The following is a 19,374-nucleotide window of genomic DNA, read 5'->3' on the forward strand; positions in this document are numbered from 1 at the left end:
GTATCCGGAAAGTGGGATGAGTGGTTTCGTCTACATGATGTCCGACAAACCACGAGGCGTGATCTACATCGGCGTAACGAGCGATTTGCACGGACGCATTTGGGAACATCGCAACGAAATCCAGAAGGGTTTTACGCAGAAATACAGAGCAAAGAATCTCGTCTGGTTTGAGCACCATCCGAATATCGTGTTGGCGATCCAGCGGGAAAAATCTCTGAAGCGCTATATGCGTGAATGGAAAATCAAGCTCGTAGAGGAGCTCAATCCGACCTGGATGGATCTCTACGAGCGGATCGATGAAATCGAGAATATCTATCGACCGCATCCGAATACGCGGGAGTGGAGCGATTACAATTGACGGCTTAGATCCTCGGGACAAGCCCGAGGATGACGGATCGAGACCGGTGCGAACGGTCTATCAGGCGGCACTTGAATCCGCTTTATGAACAGGAAAAACGAAATGCTTGAAATCAGAAACCTTCATGCCCGTATCGCCGAAGACGGCACCGAGATCATCCGTGGCTTGAACCTGACGGTGAAAGCCGGCGAAGTTGCCGCGATCATGGGGCCGAACGGCTCCGGCAAGTCGACACTCTCCTATGTGCTGTCCGGCCGCAGCGATTACGAAGTCACCGAGGGTGACATTCTCTACAATGGCGAGAGCATTCTCGAGCTTGATCCCTCCGAACGCGCCTCCAAGGGCATCTTCCTCGCCTTCCAGTACCCGGTCGAAATCCCGGGTGTTGCCACCATGCAGTTCCTGAAGGTGGCGATGAACGAGCAGCGAAAGGCGCGCGGCGAGGACGAGCTGACGACGCCGGACTTCATGCGCCGCGTCAAGGATGCCGCCGGCAAGCTGCAGATCAATACCGAGATGCTGAAGCGTCCGCTGAACGTTGGCTTCTCCGGCGGCGAGAAGAAGCGGGCCGAGATCCTGCAGATGGCGCTGCTCGAACCGAAGCTCTGCGTGCTCGACGAAACCGATTCCGGCCTCGACATCGATGCGCTGAAGATCGTCGCCGACGGCGTCAACGCGCTGCGTTCGCCGGACCGCGCGGTCGTAGTCATCACCCACTACCAGCGCCTGCTCGACTATATCGTGCCGGATACCGTCCACGTGCTCTACAAGGGCCAGGTGATCAAGTCGGGCGACAAGACACTGGCGCATGAGCTGGAAGCCAACGGCTATGCCGACATCATCGGCACGGCGGCCTGAGTTTCGGGTGGAAAGGACGACGTCCATGAATATGCAGACGACGAGCCGCCTGACTGCGGCTGAGACGGCGCTGATCGAGGCTTTCAACCAGCAGATCGGCGAGCTGCCGGGCAATGGCGCCGTGACGGCATTGCGCGACCGGCTTCTCGACGACCTGAAGAAGGCCGGCCTGCCGACGCGCCGCATCGAGGCCTGGCACTATAGCGACCTCAAGAACCTGCTGCGCACTGTCCCGCAGCAGGCTGGCGATGCCGGCTCGCAGGCTTTGGAGCCGCTCGTTGCCGACTCGACGGTGCTGGCGGTGATCCAGGGCCATTCCAACCAGAAGGCTACGGTCGACGGTCTTGGCGTTTTCGCCTATTCCGAGCGTCTGCTTGACGGCTCTGCCGCGGGTGGCCTGGATGCACTCGGTTCTGACGACGCGGTCGGCCGCATCAATGGCAGCTTCGTGCGCGACGGCTATGTCGTCGACGTGCCTGCCGATACCGAGCTTGAAAACCCCCTTGAAATCCAGTTCATCCATGCCGGTGGGCAGACACATACGCGCCTGCCTGTGTCCTTCGGCGCCGGCGTCAAGGCGACCGTCATCGAGCGTCACCGCACGGTGACCGGCGATGCAGCGCTGGTGTCCCATGTCAGCGACATCACGGTTGGCGAAGGCGCCGAACTGACCTGGATCATCCTGCAGGAGCAGGGGGCTGACGATACGCATCTCGGGCAGATCCGCATCGATCTTCGCGCTGACGCCAAGCTCCGGCTTTTCGTCATCAATGCCGGCGGCAAGCTGGTCCGGCAGGAGCTGCATATCAAGGTGACGGGCGAGGGCGCCGATCTGACCCTGCGCGGCATCAACCTGCTCGGAGCAGAAAGCCATACCGACGTGACGATGATGCTCGGCCATGACGTGCCGAATACCGGCTCGACCGAAGTGATCCGCAACGTCGTCTTCGACCGTGCCAAGGGTGTGTTCCAGGGCATGATCCGGGTCGCGCCCGATGCGCAGAAGACCGATGCCAAGATGGCCTGCAACACGTTGCTGATGTCCGACGATGCCGAATTCTCGGTCAAGCCCGAACTCGAAATCTTCGCCGACGACGTCCAGTGCGGCCACGGCGCCACGGTGACCGATATCGACGCCAACCATCTCTATTACATGATGGCGCGGGGTATTCCGGAGAACAAGGCGCGGGCGATGCTCGTCAACGCCTTCGTCGCCGAAATCGTCGAGGAACTGGAAGACGAGGCCCTGGTCGAGGCGCTGGAAGGCGTGATTTCGGCCTGGCTCGAAAAGCACGCCTGATCGGATATAGCAATGGACAAGATAGTGCCGGCCACGCAATACGACGTCGAAGCCATTCGCCGGGATTTCCCGATCCTGGCGGAGAAGGTGTATGGCAAGCCGCTGGTCTATCTCGACAACGGCGCATCCGCGCAGAAGCCGCAGGTGGTGATCGACGCCATCTCGCATGCCTATTCCCATGAATATGCCAATGTGCATCGCGGCCTGCACTATCTCTCGAATGCGGCCACGGACGCCTATGAGGCAGCGCGTGAGAAGGTGCGCCGTTTCCTCAACGCCCCCTCGGTCAACGACATCGTCTTCACCAAGAATTCGACGGAAGCGATCAACACCGTCGCCTATGGCTGGGGCATGCCGAAGATCGGCGAAGGCGACGAGATCGTGCTCACGATCATGGAGCACCATTCCAACATCGTGCCCTGGCACTTCATCCGCGAGCGGCAGGGCGCCAAGCTCGTCTGGGTGCCCGTGGATGACGAAGGCGCCTTCCATATCGAAGATTTCGAGAAAAGCCTGACGGAGCGCACCAAGCTTGTCGCCATCACCCATATGTCGAATGCGCTCGGCACGATCGTTCCCGTCAAGGAAGTCTGCCGGATCGCGCATGAGCGCGGCATTCCGGTGCTGATCGACGGCAGCCAGGGCGCCGTGCATCTGCCTGTCGACGTGCAGGATATCGATTGCGATTGGTACGTCATGACCGGTCACAAGCTCTACGGCCCGTCGGGCATCGGCGTGCTCTACGGTAAGAAGGAGCGGCTTTTCGAGATGCGGCCGTTCCAGGGCGGCGGGGAGATGATCTTCGAGGTCGCCGAGGATATGGTCACTTATAACGATCCGCCACATCGCTTCGAGGCCGGCACGCCGCCGATCGTGCAGGCGATCGGGCTCGGTTATGCGCTCGACTACATGGAGAAGATCGGCCGTGAGGCGATCGCCAAGCATGAGGCCGATCTTGCCGCCTATGCGGTCGAGCGGCTGAAATCCGTCAATTCGCTGCGTGTCTTTGGGACGGCGCCCGACAAGGGCAGCATCTTTTCCTTCGAGCTTGCCGGCATCCATGCCCATGACGTCTCGATGGTGATCGACCGGCAGGGTGTTGCGGTCAGGGCCGGCACACATTGCGCCATGCCGCTCTTGAAACGCTTCGGCGTCACCTCCACATGCCGTGCATCCTTCGGCATGTACAATACCCGCGCCGAGGTCGATGCCCTGGCCGATGCGCTTGAATATGCGCGCAAGTTCTTTGCTTGAGGAGTGTCCGTGATGAGCCTGGACGAAAGCGAACAGAAGATCGACGTGCGCGAAGGCATCGTGCATTCCAGCATTCCGGCCGATGAGCTGGCGCGGCTCAGCGACGACGTCATCAGCGCGCTGAAGACGGTCTACGATCCTGAAATTCCCGCCGACATCTTCGAGCTCGGTCTGATCTACAAGATCGACATCGAGGACGATCGGATGGTGAAAATCATGATGACGCTGACCGCACCCGGCTGCCCGGTTGCCGGCGAGATGCCCGGCTGGGTCGAAAACGCCGTGGGCGCCGTCGAAGGCGTATCGGGCGTCGAGGTCGCGATGACCTTCGATCCGCCATGGACGCCGGACCGCATGTCGGAAGAGGCGCAGGTCGCCGTCGGCTGGTACTGATACAGTACCGTGGTATTGATCCGTTTACCTCGGAAGACTACATTTGAATCACGAAGCGCCGGATCTTGACCCCGGTTGCGGAAGGAGAATGAGCCGATGGGCTTTGCAATCATGAGCATGACGGACGGTGCTGCGGCTCGCGTCAAGGCGATCGTCGAGAACTCAGGATCGGATGCCAAAGGCATTCGCGTCGGCATCAAGAAGGGCGGCTGCGCCGGGATGGAATATACCATCGACCTGGTGACCGAGCCCAATGCCAAGGACGATCTGATTGAGCGCGACGGTGCCAAAGTCTGGGTCGAGCCGTCGGCAGCTCTCTATCTGCTCGGGACCGAGATGGGCTTCGAAACGACGACGCTCCGCTCCGGCTTTACCTTTACCAATCCGAACCAGACATCGGCCTGCGGCTGCGGCGAATCGGTCGAGCTGAAGCCCGCCGATCTCGCGGCTCTTGCCGCACAGCGCCAGGGCGAGCCGGCGCATTCCTAGGCCATTGAGTCGGCAGAGAAACTCCGCCAGCCAATTCCTGTTGAAACGAGTCCGCCTAGTCGAGCCTTTGTAGCTGCGCTTTATGGACGAGCAAGGCGAGGCGCCGCGCCACATGCTGTGTCCTGCTCAGCAGAACTTGTCATAAAAAACGACTGCGAATGGGAACGTGTCTCGATGTCTAGGAAAGAGACGACACGGCAGCCGTGGGGGTTGTTCCCGGCCAATCGAATACCAAGGTTGGTGGAAAATAGCGGATCCGGGTTCCAATATTCGTAACGTCCGGTACTGAGGAGTTCATCCCGTTCGACAAGAAATGTCGCTCTCAGTAGTTTTTCCTCGTCCGTGGAGATTGGCTCCGCTCTCTGCGCAAGTTTGATCTCGCACGAACGTTTTGATTTGCCACGATTGGATGGATGCTCGGCTTCCACGACCAAGAAACGAGATCCAGGAACCTCCCAGCGCTGTTCAGCCACTTCGTACCCAGATATAAGCGGAAAGGGCACCCCAGGAGCGGTCACCGGGGCCACCGTCCTAACATCACGCCCAAGGTCGCGTAATCCTGTTGCATCAAAGTCTTTGCCTGTCTCGACGGCAATTCGACACCGTGTGAACAGGTTACGCCAAACGTCGGAAAGGTCTTCGCTAGCGCCGGCACCGGTTATCAGAGCTAAATTCAGAAGAGCTGACAAGGTAATGCGGCGCAAGCGGAATTCCCTCCCTGAGGGATATATGAGCCCCTGATCAGAGCAATTATTCTAGGCTGCTGATTTCGTAGCGGTCAATGCCAGTACGTAGATCGGCACAAGTGTGATGTAAACAGTATTATAACAGCGCCACGACTTTGAGGATCGTGCTCAGTCGCGCTTGATGCTCATCAGCATTTCCCACATGTCGGCGCCAGTCTCGAAGACAACGGCGTTTGCCTTATAGCTCTGTTCGGCTTCAATCAGGTCGGTCAGTTCGGTGGCCGGATCGACATCTGACGCGGTCGGGTTGATGACGGCCTGGACGCCGCCTGACTCAACGGAGGTGAGGCTGGTGTTCAGCCTGGCATAGCCCGGCGTGCTGCTGTTTGCGATGTTGTTGGCAACCACGCTAACCCGCGTCGTCTGCGCTCGCATTCCCGAAAGAGCAGTGCTCGTAACACCCGATATGCTCATCAGCCGTTTCCCCAGAACTGGATGAAATCCTTGTACATGCAAGGGCTTAGGGAATGTTGAAGGCGTTGCGTTAGCAAAGACCTATCGGTTCGCGCATCTTCGCATCCATTTGTTCCGGATTGGCACGGAACGGGGTCGGGCGCGCGGAGCCATGGCCAGCTTCGCTATCGCGACGCCACCCAGTCATGCCAATCGCTCTCGTTGCCGTTGAACACGTTGAGGTCGATCTTGCCGTCGACGCCTTCGGAAAGGCCGGAGCCGGAATACTGCCAGAAGACCCACTTGCGGCCGGGGTAGACCTTGGAGGGATGAGCGGCCACCGAGCGCAGCCAGAAGGGATAGTCGAGCAGTTGGCCCTTCAAATTGTCGCGGTAGAAATCCGGTGCGGTATAGATGATCGGGCGTTGGCCGTAATAGCGCTCCAGCTTGTCCATGAAGACCTGCATCTTTTCCCGGACACGTGCGGGAGAGATGCGCCTCTTGCAGCTCGATTCGCCGTTCCATTCGACGTCGATCACAGGCGGAAGAGCGTTGGCTTCCCTTGGCACGTTGCGGATGAACCAGTCGGCCTGCTCACCGGCTGTCCGGCACCAGTAGAAGAAGTGATAGGCGCCGTGTTTCAGGCCGGCTTCCTTGGCCCGGCGCCAGTTCTTCTTGAACATCGGATCAAGGTGATCGCCGCCGTCGGTCGCCTTGATGTAGACGAAGTTCGCGCCTTGCCGCCGCAACGTCTCCCAGTTGATCTCGCCCTGCCAGCGCGACACGTCGACGCCGTGCACGGCAAGCTTCCTCGGCGAAGTGGAACCGAAGTTGATCGGCTTGGCATCGCGGAACCGGTGGCCGTAAATTTGGCCGCGTGTCGGCGATCTCGCGCCGACATCGGGCATTGCATTGCCGGCGGGATTGGACGGCATCAGCAGTGCGACGGGCTTATCTGTTGGCAGCGGCATGCCGACCGGCCTGTCGGCGGGTACGAGCGCTCGCGGCTCCGGAACCTCTCCCGCCCAGCGCAACGCCTGCTGCGGCGGGCTTGCCTGCGGCGCAGGATCGCCAACGGCGGCGGCAGGGATCGGGCCGCTCGGCTGGGCGATGGCATTGGTCGTTTCCGGCGACGGCACGTTGCCCAGCACATCTTCGGCGCCAGAACTGGCAGCGCATCCCGACAGGATCAGGGCGGCGAGGAGGATTGCTGGCACTGCCGATGGACGCATAAGAACCTGCACGCAAAACAAGGGATCGACGGAGATCCATGTTGATGGAAGTCGCCTTTCTGAATTGCTAACAGAGACTTGCTAAGAAAGGTTAAATTTGATCCTTGCGCGCGGAAGTCCTCCATGTCGATGTCGCCATTCTCGCGCACCTCCATCCGAAACAGCCTCAGCGATTGGCTCTCATACCTGCAATCAGAATATCAATGAGTTGCCTTGCCGCCTCCCGCCAGGCGGGGCCACAGCTGATGCTCGCGCCGCCCGCCAGCGCGCGCAAGATATCGAGCGGGTCCATCGCCAGACGGATTTCACCGGTGGCGACTGCGCGATCCACCAGCAGATTGACGGCACCTATGATCAAATCGGCAGAATCGGCATAGAGCTCGGAGGTGCCGCCGACCAAAGAATCCAGCACCTCGGACATGCCATGTTTAGTCACGACATAGTCCACGAACTGCACCAGCCACAGGCGAAGCGCTTCGACAGGCGGATGTGTCTCGGCAAGGCTTTTGGCGGCAGCGGCAAGCTGCGCCGTCTCGTTGCGGTAGATGGCGGAAACCAATGCATCGCGCGTCGGGAAATGGCGATAGAGCGTGCCGATACCGACGCCGGCGATACGGGCGATTTCCTCCAGGCTGGCGCTGGAACCCTTGTCGGCAAAGACGGTCTTTGCCGTTTCCATCAGCACAAGACGATTGCGTTCGGCATCCGCACGCGGCTTTCGGACGGTGGGCCCGTCACTTTTTTCGGCCATTTCCGAAAAGTCTCCTTGATAAACGGAGGCACCCTCCATATTTATCTGGAGGCATCCTCCTTTTATTTCATTTGAGGCCGGCGGGCAATGGTCCACCAGCCTGGAGTGGTGCGTCCATGATCAAGGAGATAATCATGAGTGGACTTTTTGGCGCGACATCAACCACCGATGAGGTGCTCGCCGGCGTCGATCTCAAGGGCAAGCGTGTTCTGGTGACGGGTATTTCGGCCGGCCTCGGCGTGGAAACCGCGCGCGTGCTGGCAGCCCATGGTGCGCAGGTGACGGGTACGGCACGCGACCTTGCAAAGGCGAGGGTGGCAACGGAAGTCGTGCGCGCCGGTGCGGCCGATGGCGGCAGCCTTGACATCATCGAGCTTGATCTTGCCTCTCTGGCAAGCGTGCGCGCCTGCGCCGATGCGCTTATTTCGGATGGCCGCCCCTTCAATGTCGTCATTGCCAATGCCGGCGTGATGGCCGCTCCCTTCGGCCGCACCGCCGATGGCTTCGAAACGCAGTTCGGCACCAACCATCTCGGTCATTTCGTGCTGGTCAACCGCATCGCACCGCTCGTCAAATCGGGCGGCCGAGTGGTGATCGTCGCATCCTCGGGCCATCGAATGGCACCTTTCAGCCTCGATGACCTCAATTTCGAGAGCAAGACCTATGAGCCCTGGGCGGCCTATGCCCAGTCGAAAACTGCAAATATCCTGTTCGCGGTGGAACTCGACCGGCGCCTCAAGGAGCGCGGCATCCGTGCAACGGCACTGCATCCCGGCGGCATCCAGACCGAACTCGACCGTCATCTCGACCCTGACATGATTGAAGGCATGATAACGCAGATCAACGCAGCACTCGCCGCCGAGGGCAAGCCGCCCTTCCAGTGGAAGACGGTTCCTCAGGGTGCGGCTACCTCCGTCTGGGCAGGTTTCGTTGCGCCGGCAGACGTGGTCGGCGGCAAATATTGCGAGAATTGCCACCTCTCCGAAGTGACGGATGCGGAGATCAGCCCGATTTCCGAAGGCGTGCGCACCTACGCGGTCGATCCCGAGACGGCCAGGGCATTGTGGGCCAAAAGCGAGGATATGGTCGGCGAGCGCTTTTAGGCCGTAAACCGGCACGCGTCGAGGCTGATAGGGGGAACTGGGAAACTGGTGCCCCTGCCGAGGAATTGAACCTGGATCGGCTGCTAACCAGACAGGTTAGCCGCACATGTCCATCAGAATTAGGAAAGCCCCTCCCATGATGGAAGGGGCTTGGATTGCTCTGCCCTTCGCTACAGCATCAGGCTTGACCGCTACTCAGCCGCCTCCGCGTAGCTTTCCACCGGCGGGCAGGTGCAGATCAGGTTGCGGTCGCCATAGACATTGTCGACGCGGTTGACCGGGGACCAGTATTTGTCGACACGGAAGGCGCCGGGCGGGAAGCAGGCTTGTTCGCGCGAGTAGGGGCGGTCCCAATCGCCGACGAGATCTTCCACCGTGTGCGGGGCGTTCTTCAGCGGGTTGTTCACCTTGTCCATGCGGCCATCCTCGATGGCGCGGGCTTCCTCGCGGATCGCCAGCATCGCCTCGCAGAAGCGGTCGAGTTCGGCCTTGGTCTCGCTTTCCGTCGGCTCGATCATCAGCGTGCCGGCGACCGGCCAGCTCATGGTCGGGGCATGGAACCCGCAGTCGATCAGGCGCTTGGCGACGTCGTCGACGGTAACGCCTGCGCTGTCGACCAGCGGGCGGGTGTCGATGATGCATTCATGGGCGACACGGCCGGCCTCCGACTTGTAGAGCACGTCATAGGCGCCCTTCAGCCGGGTGGCGATGTAGTTGGCGTTGAGGATCGCCACCTTGGTCGCCTGCGTCAGGCCTTCGCCGCCCATCATCAGGCAATAGCTCCAGGAGATCGGCAGGATCGAGGCCGAGCCGAAGGCGGCAGCCGAGACTGCACCCGAACGGCCGTCGGTTTCGGGATGGCCGGGCAGGTAGGGAGCCAGATGCGCCTTGACGCCGATCGGGCCCATGCCGGGTCCGCCGCCGCCATGCGGGATGCAGAAGGTCTTGTGCAGGTTCAAGTGCGAAACGTCGGAGCCGATGTCACCGGGGCGAGACAAGCCGACCATGGCATTCATGTTGGCGCCGTCGAGATAGACCTGGCCACCATTGACGTGCACGAGATCGCAGATTTCCTTGACGGTCTCCTCGAAGACGCCATGCGTCGAAGGGTAGGTGATCATGCAGCAGGCGAGGTTCTCGGCGTGCTGCTCCGCCTTGGCGCGGAAATCGTCGAGATCGATATCGCCGTTCTCCCGCACCTTGACGACGACCACCTTCATGCCGGCCATCTGGGCCGAGGCCGGGTTGGTGCCGTGTGCCGATGTGGGGATCAGGCAGACGTCGCGATGGGTATCGCCATTGGCGATATGATAGTTGCGGATCGTCAGCAGGCCGGCATATTCGCCCTGCGCGCCGGAATTCGGCTGCATGGAAAAGGCGTCGTAGCCGGTGACGGCGCAGAGCTTTTCGATCAGGTCGTCGATCATCTCGCGGTAGCCGAGTGCCTGATCGGCCGGCACGAAGGGATGAATATCCGAGAATTCCGGCCAGGTGATCGGCAGCATTTCCGCCGTCGCATTGAGCTTCATCGTGCAGGAACCGAGTGGGATCATCGAGCGGTCGAGCGCCAAGTCGCGATCGGAAAGCCGGCGGATGTAACGCGTCATCTCGCTTTCGGCGCGGTTCATGTGGAAGATCGGATGGGTGAGGTAATCGCTGGTCCGGAGCAGGCCCTTCGGCAGGCGGTAGGAGGGCTCGAAATCGGCAATGGTGAAATTGCCGCCGAAAGCGCGCCAGACGGCTTCGAGCGTCGCCGGCCGGGTGCGTTCGTCGAGGCTCATGCCGATTTTGGTTTCGCCGACCTTGCGCAGATTGACGCCTTCGGCGACGGCAGCGCGCAGGATGAGGCCCTGCATATGGCCGACATCAACGGTGATCGTGTCGAAGAAAGTCTCGGGCTCAACCTTGTAACCGAGCTTTTCCAGGCCCTTGGCCATCAGCACTGCCTTCTGGTGCACCTGCTGGGCGATCGCCTTGATGCCCTTCGGGCCGTGGAAGACGGCATACATCGAGGCCATGACGGCGAGCAGCACCTGGGCGGTGCAGATGTTCGACGTCGCCTTTTCGCGGCGGATATGCTGTTCGCGGGTCTGCAGCGACAGGCGATAGGCGCGGTTGCCGCGGGCGTCGACGGAAACCCCGACGAGGCGGCCGGGCATGGAGCGTTTGATGGCATCTTTCACCGACATATAGGCCGCATGCGGGCCGCCGTAACCGACCGGGACACCGAAGCGCTGCGAGGAGCCGACGGCGATATCGGCACCCATTTCGCCAGGCGATTTCAGCAGCGTCAGCGCCAGGATATCGGCGGCGACGATCGCTATGGCGCCGGTCTGATGCAGGCGCGAGATCAGGCCGGTAAAATCATGCACGTGACCGTGCGTGCCGGGATACTGGAAGATCGCGCCAAAAACGTCGACAGGATCGAGATCGGTGAAGGGATTGCCGACGATGACGCTCCAGCCGAGCGGCTCGGCGCGGGTGCGGATGAGGGCAATGGTCTGCGGATGGCAGTCGGCATCGACGAAGAAGGCCTTCGCCTTCGACTTGGCGACGCGTTCGGCGATCGCCATGCCTTCGGCGGCGGCGGTCGCCTCATCGAGCAGCGAGGCGTTGGCGACGTCGAGGCCGGTGAGGTCGCAGATCATCGTCTGGTAGTTCAGGAGCGCTTCCAGGCGGCCCTGGCTGATCTCCGGCTGGTAGGGCGTATAGGCGGTGTACCAGGCCGGGTTTTCCAGGATGTTGCGCTGGATGACCGGCGGCGTGATCGTGCCGTAGTAACCCTGGCCGATCAGCGAGACCAGCACCCTGTTCTTGTTGGCGGTCTCGCGCAGCTTGTCGAGCGCCTCGCGCTCGGTCATCGGCGCGCCCCAGACGAGCGGCGCCTTTTGGCGGATCGAGGGCGGCAGCGTCGCGTCGATCAGGCCATCGAGGCTGCTATAGCCGATCACCTTCAGCATATCGGTCATCTCGGCCGGCGAGGGGCCGATATGGCGGCGATTGGCGAAATCGTAGGGCTGATAGTCGGTGAACTGGAATTCTGTCGGCGTCGTCATTACGCAATGAGCTCCTTGTAGGCCGCCTCGTCGAGCAGGCCATCGGCGTCCGCAGCATTTGCAAGCTTCAGCTTGAAGAACCAGCCGGCGCCCTGGGGATCGGAATTGACCAACGACGGATCTGCAACGATGGCCGGATTGACCTCGGTGATCTCGCCATCCAGCGGACAATAGACGTCGGAAGCAGCCTTGACCGATTCAACGGTCGCGGCATTGCCGTTCTTGGAGAAGGTCGCGCCGACTTCCGGCAGTTCGACGAAAACCAGGTCGCCGAGCTGTTCGACGGCATAAGTCGTGATTCCGACCGTCGCAACGCCGCCTTCGATCTTCAGCCATTCATGTTCTTCGGTAAATTTCAGCATTGTTCGTCCTCTCTGGAAAAGGTTTAGCGTTTGTAGGTCGGTGTGACGAAGGGCAGGGCGCTGACGGTGATCGGTAGATATTTGCCGCGCACCTCGGCATAGACGAGCGTGCCTGCCGCAGCATGGGAGAGTGGCACGTAACCCATGGCGACGGGGCCTTCGACGCTAGGGCCGAAGCCGCCCGAGGTGACCTCGCCGATTTCGATCTTGCCCTCGGCATCGGCATAAAGCTTGGCATGGCCGCGCACCGGCGCCTTGCCTTCCGGCTTCAGGCCGACACGGCGGCGGGCAGCGCCGTTTTCGAGTTCGGACAGGATGCGGCCGGAGCCCGGGAAACCGCCGGCGCGCGCGCCGTTGCCGCGCCGTGCCTTCTGCATGGCCCATTCCAGCGCCGCCTCCACTGGCGAGGTGGTCGTATCGATATCGTTGCCGTAGAGGCAGAGGCCGGCTTCCAGGCGCAGCGAATCGCGGGCGCCGAGGCCGATCGCCTGGACGTCCGGATGTTCGAGCAACCGCATGGTGACATCCACGGCCTTGTCTGATGGAATCGAAATCTCGAAGCCGTCCTCGCCGCTATAGCCGGAGCGCGAGACCAGACAGGAGACATCGTGCAGGCGGCAGTGGCGCACATCCATGAATTTCATCGCCGCAACGTCGGCCCAGAGTTCGGCGAGAACCTCGACCGCGCGCGGCCCCTGCAGCGCGATCAAGGCGCGGTTGAGAAGGGTGATGTCGCACTGGTCGCCGATATGGGTTTGCAGATGGGCGAGATCGGCCTCTTTGCAGGAAGCGTTGACGACGATGAAAAGGTGGTCGTCGAGATGGGTGATCATCAGATCGTCGAGAATGCAGCCGGTGTCGTCGGTGAAGAAGCCGTAGCGCTGCCGGCCTTCGGCAAGGCCCAGGATGTCGACCGGCACCAGGCTTTCGAGCGCCAGCGCCGCATCCTCGTAGCTGCCCGACTTCGCCTTCACGATGACCTGGCCCATGTGGGAGACATCGAAGAGGCCGGCTTCGGCGCGGGTATGAAGATGCTCCTTCATCACGCCTGCGGGATATTGTACCGGCATGTCGTAACCGGCGAACGGTACCATGCGGGCGCCGAGCGAAAGATGCAGGGCATGCAGCGGGGTTTTCTTCAGGGCAGCAGTATCGTCCAAAAGACGCCTCCGGGGTTTGCGCCTTCTCGCGAAGGCGCGGGCTCAAATCTGAAGGCGCGGTTGCGCACTTCTCTCCTGAGCCCCCTCTGTCCCTGTGCCTGAGATTGTTATCCCTTCGGCGAGCGTTTCGAGAACGCTTCTCTCCAGAGTTCCGTCTGCCCCTTGCTGGTCCTTTTGCCTGAGAGTTTCCGGGGCGGTTGCTCCTTCGGCACCGGTGGCGAAAGCACCGGCTTCTCCCAACAAGGTTGGCGCAATTATCCGGCGGGTGCAGCACTTGGCAAGGCCAAATGTCGTGACCGGACATATTTTTGTCGCCATATGCCGGCTGAGCCCCGATCTGCAGCAAATCTGCTTTTGCATTTCGCGGGGAAAACGGCTATCGCGACATGCTGTTGAAGGGGATTTCATGCGACAGACCGGACTGAAAGCGACGCTCTTCCTGCGCATGCTTTGCGCATTGAGCTTGGCTTTGCTCGGCGCCCATCAGGCGCCGCAGGCTGTCGCCTTCGAAGGTTACGATGCCGCGGCCTATGTGCTGCCCGACGGCACTTTCGCCTCGCTCTGCGTCACCGTGAAGGACGACGACGGCAAGACCGTCGTCTTCAAGTCGAATTGCGAAGCCTGCCGGTTGTCGACCTCCACTATTCTGCCGACGCCGGATGCGGCCTCCTGGCTCGAGCGCAAGTTCGCCTCGCTGATCAACGTGCCGATCGAAATCTCCGCCGTTGCCGGCGCAAGCGCTGTCAGCCGGGCGAATTCCCGCGCGCCTCCCATCCTCGCCTGACCTGCCTTCGCAATCCATGATGCAGCATGCCGGTCCGCCTGAGAGAAGTCCGCGGCCGGCGAGGAGACATCCGATGAAAACTATCAAGACACTTGGCGAGACATTCGGGCTTGCCGCCCTTCTTTCCGTGACCGCCTTTGCCAGCTCCGAGGCGCATGTGACCTTCCTCGACAGAGAGGCGAAGCAGGAGAGCACCATTCTCGCTACGCTGCAGGTGCCGCATGGCTGCGATAGCAAGGCGACCACGGAAGTGCGGGTCAAGCTGCCGGAAGGCTTCGTGTTCGCCAAACCGCAGCCGAAGGCCGGCTGGGAACTCGAGGTGATCAAGGGCGACTACCAGAAGACCTACGACAATCACGGCGACAAGGTGAAGACGGGTGCGATCGAAGTGCGCTGGACGAACGGCAATCTCTCCGACGATTTCTACGACACCTTCGTCATCCAGGGTAAGGTATCGGGCGTCGAAGCCGGCACCTCGCTCGCCTTTCCGGTGACGCAGATGTGCGGCGACACGGTCGCGGCCTGGGATCAGGTGGCCAAGGAAGGCGGCGACGCGCATAGGATGAAAAGCCCGGCGCCGCTGTTGAAGGTCGTTGCCGGCGAAGATCATGGTCACGATCATGACGATATGGCCGACATGGACATGTCTGGTATGGCGGGCATGGACATGTCAGGCAAGGGGGCCGCACCGGCTGGCGACACGGTCAAGGCCGGCGATCTCGAAATCTCCGGCGCGTTCGCCAAGGCAATGCTGCCCGGCCAGCCGGTCGGCGGCGGCTTTTTCACGGTGAAGAATAACGGCCAGGCGGACGATCGCCTGGTGTCCGTCAGCTCGCCCGCAGCTGGCGAGGTTCAGATCCACGAGATGGTGACGAAGGACAATGTCATGCGGATGCGCCAGCTGAAGGACGGCATCGCCATTGCCGCAGGCGAGGCGGTCAAGCTCGAGCCTGGCAACCTGCACCTGATGTTCCAGAAGGTGAAGACGCCGTTCAAGCAGGGCGATACGGTGCCGGTGACGCTGACCTTCGAAAAAGCCGGCAAGGTCGATCTGGTCCTGCGGGTACTCTCCGCCCAGGGCAAGTGAGAGCAGCGATTCAAAGTGCTACAGCGTCCTTTGCGCGTCTGGAAAGACGCGCGGCGCTATCGTTAAAACAGAAAAGCCCGCGACTGTCATGTGAACTGCCCCCGAAGGTTGATGTCCAACTTTCGGGGGCAGTTCACATCGCAGTCGCGGGCTGTCGTTTGGAAGGCGATGGCCTCAGAAGTCTTCGTAGGATCGCAGCGCCTGTTTCAGGCCGGCCTGCGGCTGGCGGTTGCCTTTGGCCATCAGGTCGAGGGCAACTTCGGTCGACTGGATGATGCTGGAGGGCTCGTCTATTTCCTGAGTGCCTTCGGCCTTCAACTGCCGGTCGGCAACGCGGCGCGCATCGCGGGCGGCGGTGCTCGTCGCGACACGCTGCGGAATTCGGAGCGAGTCGAAGGCAATGGCGGCGGTGCTCGCCGATATGGACAGAAGCTGGGTCATGCTGTCAGCGTATCGGTACGACCTTGGCGCCCTCATAAAAAAATCATCGGCATTTTACCGGATGGTAAGAATTCATTCCTTCCCGATTGGAATCGCTGCAGAGTTGCGATAAATCCGGCTGATGATCCAGGCTCTTCTCGTCGCCGTCGGCGGCGCCATCGGTTCTCTTCTCAGATATTATGTCGGCCAATGGGCGCTGAGACTCATGGGTCCGGCATTTCCCTGGGGCACGCTCGCCGTCAATGTCGTCGGCTGTTTCGTCATCGGCGTCTTCGCCGAGCTGATCGCGCGGAAGTTCAATGCCTCGGTGGAGCTGCGCCTCCTCTCGATCACCGGCTTCCTCGGAGGCTTCACAACCTTCTCGGCCTTCTCGCTGGATGCGATCTCGCTGTTCGAGCGCGGCGAGGCCGTCGCCGGCGGTATTTACATCGCGGCGAGCGTCGGGTTTTCGATGGCGGCCGTCATCGCCGGGCTTGCCGTCATGCGCGCTTTGGCCTGATTTCTTTTCCGGTTTCCGTTTTGCTTGAAAATGCTCTAAAGGCTGCGGCAAGAACGCCGGCTTGGCCTGCGCTGCAATTTCCGAAAGATTTTTTATGGCTGGCATAGAACATATCAAGGTTGAACCCGACGAAGCCGGCATGCGGCTCGATCGCTGGTTCAAGGTGCACTTTCCCGGGCTCGGCTTCGGTCCGCTGCAGAAGCTCTTGCGCTCCGGCCAGGTGCGCGTCGACGGTGGACGTGTCAAATCGGATGCGCGCGTGCAGCCCGGCCAGACGGTGCGCGTGCCGCCGATGGATGTCGACGCCAAGCTGAAATCCGGACCGATCGCCGGCAAGGATCTCAAACATTCGACGGATTTCCAACTCTTGTCGCGCATGGTGCTGCACGAGGACGAAAAGGTAATCGTACTCAACAAGCCCCCTGGTCTTGCGGTGCAGGGCGGCTCGGGTGTGGCCAGGCATATCGACCAAATGCTCGAAGCCTGGACCAGCCCGAAGGGCGAGAAGCCGCGGCTTGTTCACCGTCTCGACCGCGACACCTCGGGTGTTCTCGTCATCGCCCGCACGCGTGGTGCAGCGCAGAAGCTGACGGCGGCCTTCCGCGAGCGCGACACCAAAAAGACCTACTGGGCGCTGGTCAAGGGCGTGCCGCGCAAGCACGAGGACAAGATTTCGACCTGGCTCGTCAAGGAGCCGACCGTCGACGGCGACCGCATGCGCATCGCCAAGCACGGCGAGGACGGCGCCGACCATGCGATTTCCTTCTACCGGGTGCTGGAGACGGCGGCACAGAACCTCGCATGGCTGGAGATGGAGCCCTATACCGGCCGTACCCACCAGTTGCGCGTCCATGCCCTGCATATCGGCCACCCGATCATTGGCGATCCGAAATATTTCGACGACGATCCGAATTGGGATTTTCCAGGCGGCGTTCAGAAGAAGCTGCATCTGCACGCGCGTCACATCGACATTCCGCACCCCTCCGGCGGCCGCCTGCGTGTCAGCGCGCCGCTGCCGGCGCATATGGTGCAGACCTGGAACCTTCTCGGTCTCGACCTTGCCGGCGCTGAAAGGGACAGCGAATGAAACTGGCGCTCTTCGATTGCGACGGTACGCTGGTCGACAGTGCTGCGCTGATCCACGAAACCATGCGCAGGACCTTCGACAAGTTCGGCAAGCCGGAACCGCGATTTGAAGACACCAAGGCCATCATCGGCCTGTCGCTGGATATTGCGATCGCCCGCATGCAGGGCAGGCCGCATGTGGAGCAGCAAGACATCGACATGACGGCGCATTACAAATCGCTGTTCTCGATCGTGCGTCAGGATCTCGACTACAAGGAGCCGCTGTTTCCCGGCATCCGCGAGATGATCGACGCGATCAGCGGACGCGATGACTTGCTGATCGGCGCGGTGACGGGCAAATCCAGGCGCGGGCTCAAGGTGGTGATGGAGACGCATGGCTTCGACAAGCATTTCATCGTCGCACGCACCGCCGACGATTGCCCCTCCAAGCCGCATCCGGCCATGGTGACGGAATGCTGCGATGAAACCGGCCTGAATGCAGTCGACACCATTGTCATCGGCGATGCGGTTTACGATATGCAGATGGCCAAGGCTGCCGGCGCCAAGGCGATCGGCGTTGCCTGGGGCTATGCCAGCGTGGATGAGCTGATCGCCAACGGCGCTGATGCGATCGCCTACCATCCGAACGAGATATTGCGTCATTTTTCCTGAGGTGAGCCCATGCGCGATCTGCTGAACGACCTTTCCGAAGGCCTGAGCCATCCCGATCCCATCCGCCGCGCGCAGATCCAGATGAAGAAGCCGCTGCCGAAGCGTTTCTATACCGATGTCTCCATAGCCGAGCACGAGGGTGGTTTTGCGATCACGCTCGACGGCAAGATGGTGCGCACGCCGGCGCGCCAAGTTCTCGCAGTACCGACCGAAGCGCTTGCGCGGCTTGTCGCCGCCGAATGGCAGGCGCAGGGCGAGGAGATCAATCCCGTGAGCATGCCGGTGACCCGGCTGGTCAACACCGCACTCGACGGCGTTGCCGCCAACGCGCAGGCGATCTTCGAGGATATCCTGCGCTTTTCCTCAAGCGACCTCATCTGCTATCGCGCCGAGGAGCCGGAACTGCTGGTCGAGCGCCAGGCCGAACGCTGGGATCCCGTGATCGACTGGGCGGCGACCGATCTCGGCGCCCGCTTCATCCTCGTCGAAGGGGTGATGCCTCATGAGCAGCCGCGCGAGGCGATTGCCGCCTTTGCCGTCACGCTCGCGAGATATGATAGCCCAATGGCGCTAGCCGCCCTCCACACAGTCACCACGCTGACGGGCTCGGCGATCCTGGCGCTGGCCTTCGCCGAGAGCCGGGTAACGGTGGAGGAGGCCTGGTCGCTTGCCCATCTCGACGAGGACTGGACGATCGAGCATTGGGGCAGCGACGAGGAAGCAGAGCAGCGGCGGGCCAAGCGCTTTGCCGAGTTCAAAGCCGCAGCGGATGTTTTTTTCGCCCTAAGCGCCTGAAACATATTGCCTTCCAATGCATTATGACGAAGTCTGCGACTCCAACGGGGTGGTGCGGGATTTTGCAATGAATTGGCTGAGGTCGTGTTTTTGCCGGGCGACACTCGTCTGTGTCGCGCTCACGGCCTGCGGCAGCCTCTCGGCCACCAAGCCGGCGGCGCCGGTCTATGATGTGCGCAGCGCCGTCGTTCTCTCAGGTCCGAACATGCAGGCCGAGCTGCTTTCCGGTATCAACGACCGCGTCAACGCGGCGATCAACGCCACCATGCGCGACACCGTGCTGCCGCGGGTGGTGCTGACGATCCGCGTGGTTTCCGTCCAGAAGGGCCTCGGCTTCCAGAAAGACCGCAACGTCGCCAAGATCAGCATTGACGCGGCCTCGGTCGAGGACGGCTCGGTCATCGCCGTCAGCGCCTTCGACGTCACCAGCATCGCTGCCGATCCCAAGCTTGCCGACGAGATCCTCGCCGAGGACGTCGCGGCAAGGATACGCTCGGCTTTCTCACTCAGCGGGCGCGCTCATTAGCACCGCGCTCTAACCGCCGGATTGCCGCCGGCAGCGGCGAGGGAGATCAC

The 19,374-nt window shown here is 61.4% G+C and carries 22 protein-coding genes and 1 riboswitch; of the genes, 14 read left to right on the forward strand and 8 right to left on the reverse strand.

Features of this window, described 5'->3' with window-relative positions; genetic code table 11:
• Positions 1 to 16 precede the first annotated feature (16 nt).
• The 6 genes from GFM02_RS19805 to sufA all read left to right on the forward strand — a co-directional run bounded on the left by GFM02_RS19805 (position 17) and on the right by sufA (position 4,652).
• Positions 17 to 358: a GIY-YIG nuclease family protein gene (locus GFM02_RS19805; protein WP_020050100.1), complete on the forward strand. Its 342-nt coding sequence runs from the start codon at positions 17 to 19 to the stop codon at positions 356 to 358.
• 102 nt (positions 359 to 460) lie between these two features.
• Positions 461 to 1,216: a Fe-S cluster assembly ATPase SufC gene (sufC, locus tag GFM02_RS19810; RefSeq protein WP_020050099.1), complete on the forward strand. Its 756-nt coding sequence runs from the start codon at positions 461 to 463 to the stop codon at positions 1,214 to 1,216.
• Between the two features lie 25 nt (positions 1,217 to 1,241).
• On the forward strand, positions 1,242 to 2,516 hold the full coding sequence (gene sufD / locus GFM02_RS19815; RefSeq protein ID WP_168322511.1) for a Fe-S cluster assembly protein SufD: 1,275 nt from the start codon (positions 1,242 to 1,244) through the stop codon (positions 2,514 to 2,516).
• 12 nt (positions 2,517 to 2,528) lie between these two features.
• Positions 2,529 to 3,770, forward strand: coding sequence for a cysteine desulfurase (locus tag GFM02_RS19820; protein ID WP_020050097.1), 1,242 nt, complete (start codon positions 2,529 to 2,531; stop codon positions 3,768 to 3,770).
• A gap of 12 nt (positions 3,771 to 3,782) precedes the next feature.
• Positions 3,783 to 4,163, forward strand: coding sequence for an SUF system Fe-S cluster assembly protein (locus GFM02_RS19825; RefSeq protein ID WP_003559708.1), 381 nt, complete (start codon positions 3,783 to 3,785; stop codon positions 4,161 to 4,163).
• 96 nt (positions 4,164 to 4,259) lie between these two features.
• A complete protein-coding gene (sufA, locus tag GFM02_RS19830; protein WP_017964450.1) occupies positions 4,260 to 4,652 on the forward strand; it encodes a Fe-S cluster assembly scaffold SufA in 393 nt (130 codons plus the stop codon).
• 80 nt (positions 4,653 to 4,732) lie between these two features.
• Here the strand turns inward: sufA and GFM02_RS19835 are convergent, their stop codons facing one another.
• From GFM02_RS19835 to GFM02_RS19850, 4 genes are all read right to left on the reverse strand, one after another.
• Entirely contained in the window at positions 4,733 to 5,356 is a 624-nt protein-coding gene (locus GFM02_RS19835) for a hypothetical protein (protein WP_168322512.1), read from the reverse strand.
• Positions 5,357 to 5,506: 150 nt separating this feature from the next.
• Positions 5,507 to 5,812, reverse strand: coding sequence for a flagellar basal body rod protein FlgC (locus tag GFM02_RS19840; protein ID WP_020050095.1), 306 nt, complete (start codon positions 5,810 to 5,812; stop codon positions 5,507 to 5,509).
• A gap of 164 nt (positions 5,813 to 5,976) precedes the next feature.
• Entirely contained in the window at positions 5,977 to 7,023 is a 1,047-nt protein-coding gene (locus GFM02_RS19845; RefSeq protein WP_168322513.1) for a glycoside hydrolase family 25 protein, read from the reverse strand.
• 166 nt (positions 7,024 to 7,189) lie between these two features.
• Entirely contained in the window at positions 7,190 to 7,813 is a 624-nt protein-coding gene (locus GFM02_RS19850; protein WP_020050093.1) for a TetR/AcrR family transcriptional regulator, read from the reverse strand.
• Between the two features lie 95 nt (positions 7,814 to 7,908).
• On the opposite strand from GFM02_RS19850, the gene GFM02_RS19855 reads away from it, so the two are divergent.
• Positions 7,909 to 8,877 (forward strand): SDR family NAD(P)-dependent oxidoreductase, encoded by a 969-nt coding sequence (locus GFM02_RS19855; protein ID WP_168322514.1) that lies wholly within the window; start codon positions 7,909 to 7,911, stop codon positions 8,875 to 8,877.
• A gap of 191 nt (positions 8,878 to 9,068) precedes the next feature.
• Here the strand turns inward: GFM02_RS19855 and gcvP are convergent, their stop codons facing one another.
• The 3 genes from gcvP to gcvT are packed head-to-tail and all read right to left on the reverse strand — an operon-like array spanning position 9,069 to position 13,455.
• Complete coding sequence (gcvP, locus tag GFM02_RS19860) at positions 9,069 to 11,933, reverse strand: aminomethyl-transferring glycine dehydrogenase (RefSeq protein ID WP_168272245.1); 2,865 nt, start codon at positions 11,931 to 11,933, stop codon at positions 9,069 to 9,071.
• On the reverse strand, positions 11,933 to 12,295 hold the full coding sequence (gene gcvH / locus GFM02_RS19865) for a glycine cleavage system protein GcvH (protein ID WP_168272244.1): 363 nt from the start codon (positions 12,293 to 12,295) through the stop codon (positions 11,933 to 11,935). Before gcvH ends, gcvP begins: the two co-directional genes overlap by 1 nt.
• Positions 12,296 to 12,318: 23 nt before the next feature.
• Positions 12,319 to 13,455, reverse strand: coding sequence for a glycine cleavage system aminomethyltransferase GcvT (gene gcvT, locus GFM02_RS19870; RefSeq protein WP_168322515.1), 1,137 nt, complete (start codon positions 13,453 to 13,455; stop codon positions 12,319 to 12,321).
• A 156-nt stretch (positions 13,456 to 13,611) separates the two neighbouring features.
• A riboswitch (glycine riboswitch) is annotated at positions 13,612 to 13,704 on the reverse strand.
• A gap of 157 nt (positions 13,705 to 13,861) precedes the next feature.
• On the opposite strand from gcvT, the gene GFM02_RS19875 reads away from it, so the two are divergent.
• Together GFM02_RS19875 and GFM02_RS19880 are read left to right on the forward strand one after the other, a co-directional pair.
• The gene (locus tag GFM02_RS19875) at positions 13,862 to 14,239 is read left to right on the forward strand and encodes a hypothetical protein (protein WP_168322516.1); all 378 of its coding nucleotides are present in this window, start codon (positions 13,862 to 13,864) and stop codon (positions 14,237 to 14,239) included.
• 73 nt (positions 14,240 to 14,312) lie between these two features.
• Positions 14,313 to 15,326: a DUF1775 domain-containing protein gene (locus GFM02_RS19880; protein ID WP_168322517.1), complete on the forward strand. Its 1,014-nt coding sequence runs from the start codon at positions 14,313 to 14,315 to the stop codon at positions 15,324 to 15,326.
• A 174-nt stretch (positions 15,327 to 15,500) separates the two neighbouring features.
• Here the strand turns inward: GFM02_RS19880 and GFM02_RS19885 are convergent, their stop codons facing one another.
• The gene (locus GFM02_RS19885) at positions 15,501 to 15,767 is read right to left on the reverse strand and encodes a hypothetical protein (protein ID WP_017960595.1); all 267 of its coding nucleotides are present in this window, start codon (positions 15,765 to 15,767) and stop codon (positions 15,501 to 15,503) included.
• Positions 15,768 to 15,888: 121 nt separating this feature from the next.
• Here GFM02_RS19885 and crcB point away from each other — a divergent pair, with 121 nt between their 5' ends.
• The 5 genes from crcB to GFM02_RS19910 all read left to right on the forward strand — a co-directional run bounded on the left by crcB (position 15,889) and on the right by GFM02_RS19910 (position 19,324).
• Positions 15,889 to 16,266: a fluoride efflux transporter CrcB gene (gene crcB, locus GFM02_RS19890; protein ID WP_168322518.1), complete on the forward strand. Its 378-nt coding sequence runs from the start codon at positions 15,889 to 15,891 to the stop codon at positions 16,264 to 16,266.
• 94 nt (positions 16,267 to 16,360) lie between these two features.
• On the forward strand, positions 16,361 to 17,353 hold the full coding sequence (locus GFM02_RS19895; RefSeq protein WP_003559680.1) for an RluA family pseudouridine synthase: 993 nt from the start codon (positions 16,361 to 16,363) through the stop codon (positions 17,351 to 17,353).
• Positions 17,350 to 18,003 carry an HAD-IA family hydrolase gene (locus tag GFM02_RS19900; protein WP_168322519.1) on the forward strand — a complete coding sequence of 218 codons (654 nt, stop codon included), beginning with the start codon at positions 17,350 to 17,352 and terminating at the stop codon, positions 18,001 to 18,003. Before GFM02_RS19895 ends, GFM02_RS19900 begins: the two co-directional genes overlap by 4 nt.
• Positions 18,004 to 18,012: 9 nt before the next feature.
• A complete protein-coding gene (locus GFM02_RS19905) occupies positions 18,013 to 18,798 on the forward strand; it encodes an ATP12 family chaperone protein (RefSeq protein ID WP_168322520.1) in 786 nt (261 codons plus the stop codon).
• A 67-nt stretch (positions 18,799 to 18,865) separates the two neighbouring features.
• Positions 18,866 to 19,324 carry a hypothetical protein gene (locus tag GFM02_RS19910; RefSeq protein ID WP_168322521.1) on the forward strand — a complete coding sequence of 153 codons (459 nt, stop codon included), beginning with the start codon at positions 18,866 to 18,868 and terminating at the stop codon, positions 19,322 to 19,324.
• The last annotated feature ends 50 nt before the right edge of the window (positions 19,325 to 19,374 follow it).

Source organism: Rhizobium leguminosarum bv. viciae, assembly GCF_012276115.1.
Classification (GTDB): domain Bacteria; phylum Pseudomonadota; class Alphaproteobacteria; order Rhizobiales; family Rhizobiaceae; genus Rhizobium; species Rhizobium leguminosarum_T.

Bases quoted from the DNA above. Each gene is read 5' to 3' on its own strand.
- GFM02_RS19805 (WP_020050100.1), top strand. From the start codon at position 17: ATGAGTGGTTTCGTCTACATGATGTCCGACAAACCACGAGGCGTGATC.
- sufC (WP_020050099.1), top strand. From the start codon at position 461: ATGCTTGAAATCAGAAACCTTCATGCCCGTATCGCCGAAGACGGCACC.
- sufD (WP_168322511.1), top strand. From the start codon at position 1,242: ATGAATATGCAGACGACGAGCCGCCTGACTGCGGCTGAGACGGCGCTG.
- GFM02_RS19820 (WP_020050097.1), top strand. From the start codon at position 2,529: ATGGACAAGATAGTGCCGGCCACGCAATACGACGTCGAAGCCATTCGC.
- GFM02_RS19825 (WP_003559708.1), top strand. From the start codon at position 3,783: ATGAGCCTGGACGAAAGCGAACAGAAGATCGACGTGCGCGAAGGCATC.
- sufA (WP_017964450.1), top strand. From the start codon at position 4,260: ATGGGCTTTGCAATCATGAGCATGACGGACGGTGCTGCGGCTCGCGTC.
- GFM02_RS19840 (WP_020050095.1), bottom strand. From the start codon at position 5,812: ATGAGCATATCGGGTGTTACGAGCACTGCTCTTTCGGGAATGCGAGCG.
- GFM02_RS19845 (WP_168322513.1), bottom strand. From the start codon at position 7,023: ATGCGTCCATCGGCAGTGCCAGCAATCCTCCTCGCCGCCCTGATCCTG.
- GFM02_RS19850 (WP_020050093.1), bottom strand. From the start codon at position 7,813: ATGGAGGGTGCCTCCGTTTATCAAGGAGACTTTTCGGAAATGGCCGAA.
- GFM02_RS19855 (WP_168322514.1), top strand. From the start codon at position 7,909: ATGAGTGGACTTTTTGGCGCGACATCAACCACCGATGAGGTGCTCGCC.
- gcvP (WP_168272245.1), bottom strand. From the start codon at position 11,933: ATGACGACGCCGACAGAATTCCAGTTCACCGACTATCAGCCCTACGAT.
- gcvH (WP_168272244.1), bottom strand. From the start codon at position 12,295: ATGCTGAAATTTACCGAAGAACATGAATGGCTGAAGATCGAAGGCGGC.
- GFM02_RS19875 (WP_168322516.1), top strand. From the start codon at position 13,862: ATGCGACAGACCGGACTGAAAGCGACGCTCTTCCTGCGCATGCTTTGC.
- GFM02_RS19880 (WP_168322517.1), top strand. From the start codon at position 14,313: ATGAAAACTATCAAGACACTTGGCGAGACATTCGGGCTTGCCGCCCTT.
- GFM02_RS19885 (WP_017960595.1), bottom strand. From the start codon at position 15,767: ATGACCCAGCTTCTGTCCATATCGGCGAGCACCGCCGCCATTGCCTTC.
- crcB (WP_168322518.1), top strand. From the start codon at position 15,889: ATGATCCAGGCTCTTCTCGTCGCCGTCGGCGGCGCCATCGGTTCTCTT.
- GFM02_RS19895 (WP_003559680.1), top strand. From the start codon at position 16,361: ATGGCTGGCATAGAACATATCAAGGTTGAACCCGACGAAGCCGGCATG.
- GFM02_RS19900 (WP_168322519.1), top strand. From the start codon at position 17,350: ATGAAACTGGCGCTCTTCGATTGCGACGGTACGCTGGTCGACAGTGCT.
- GFM02_RS19905 (WP_168322520.1), top strand. From the start codon at position 18,013: ATGCGCGATCTGCTGAACGACCTTTCCGAAGGCCTGAGCCATCCCGAT.
- GFM02_RS19910 (WP_168322521.1), top strand. From the start codon at position 18,866: ATGAATTGGCTGAGGTCGTGTTTTTGCCGGGCGACACTCGTCTGTGTC.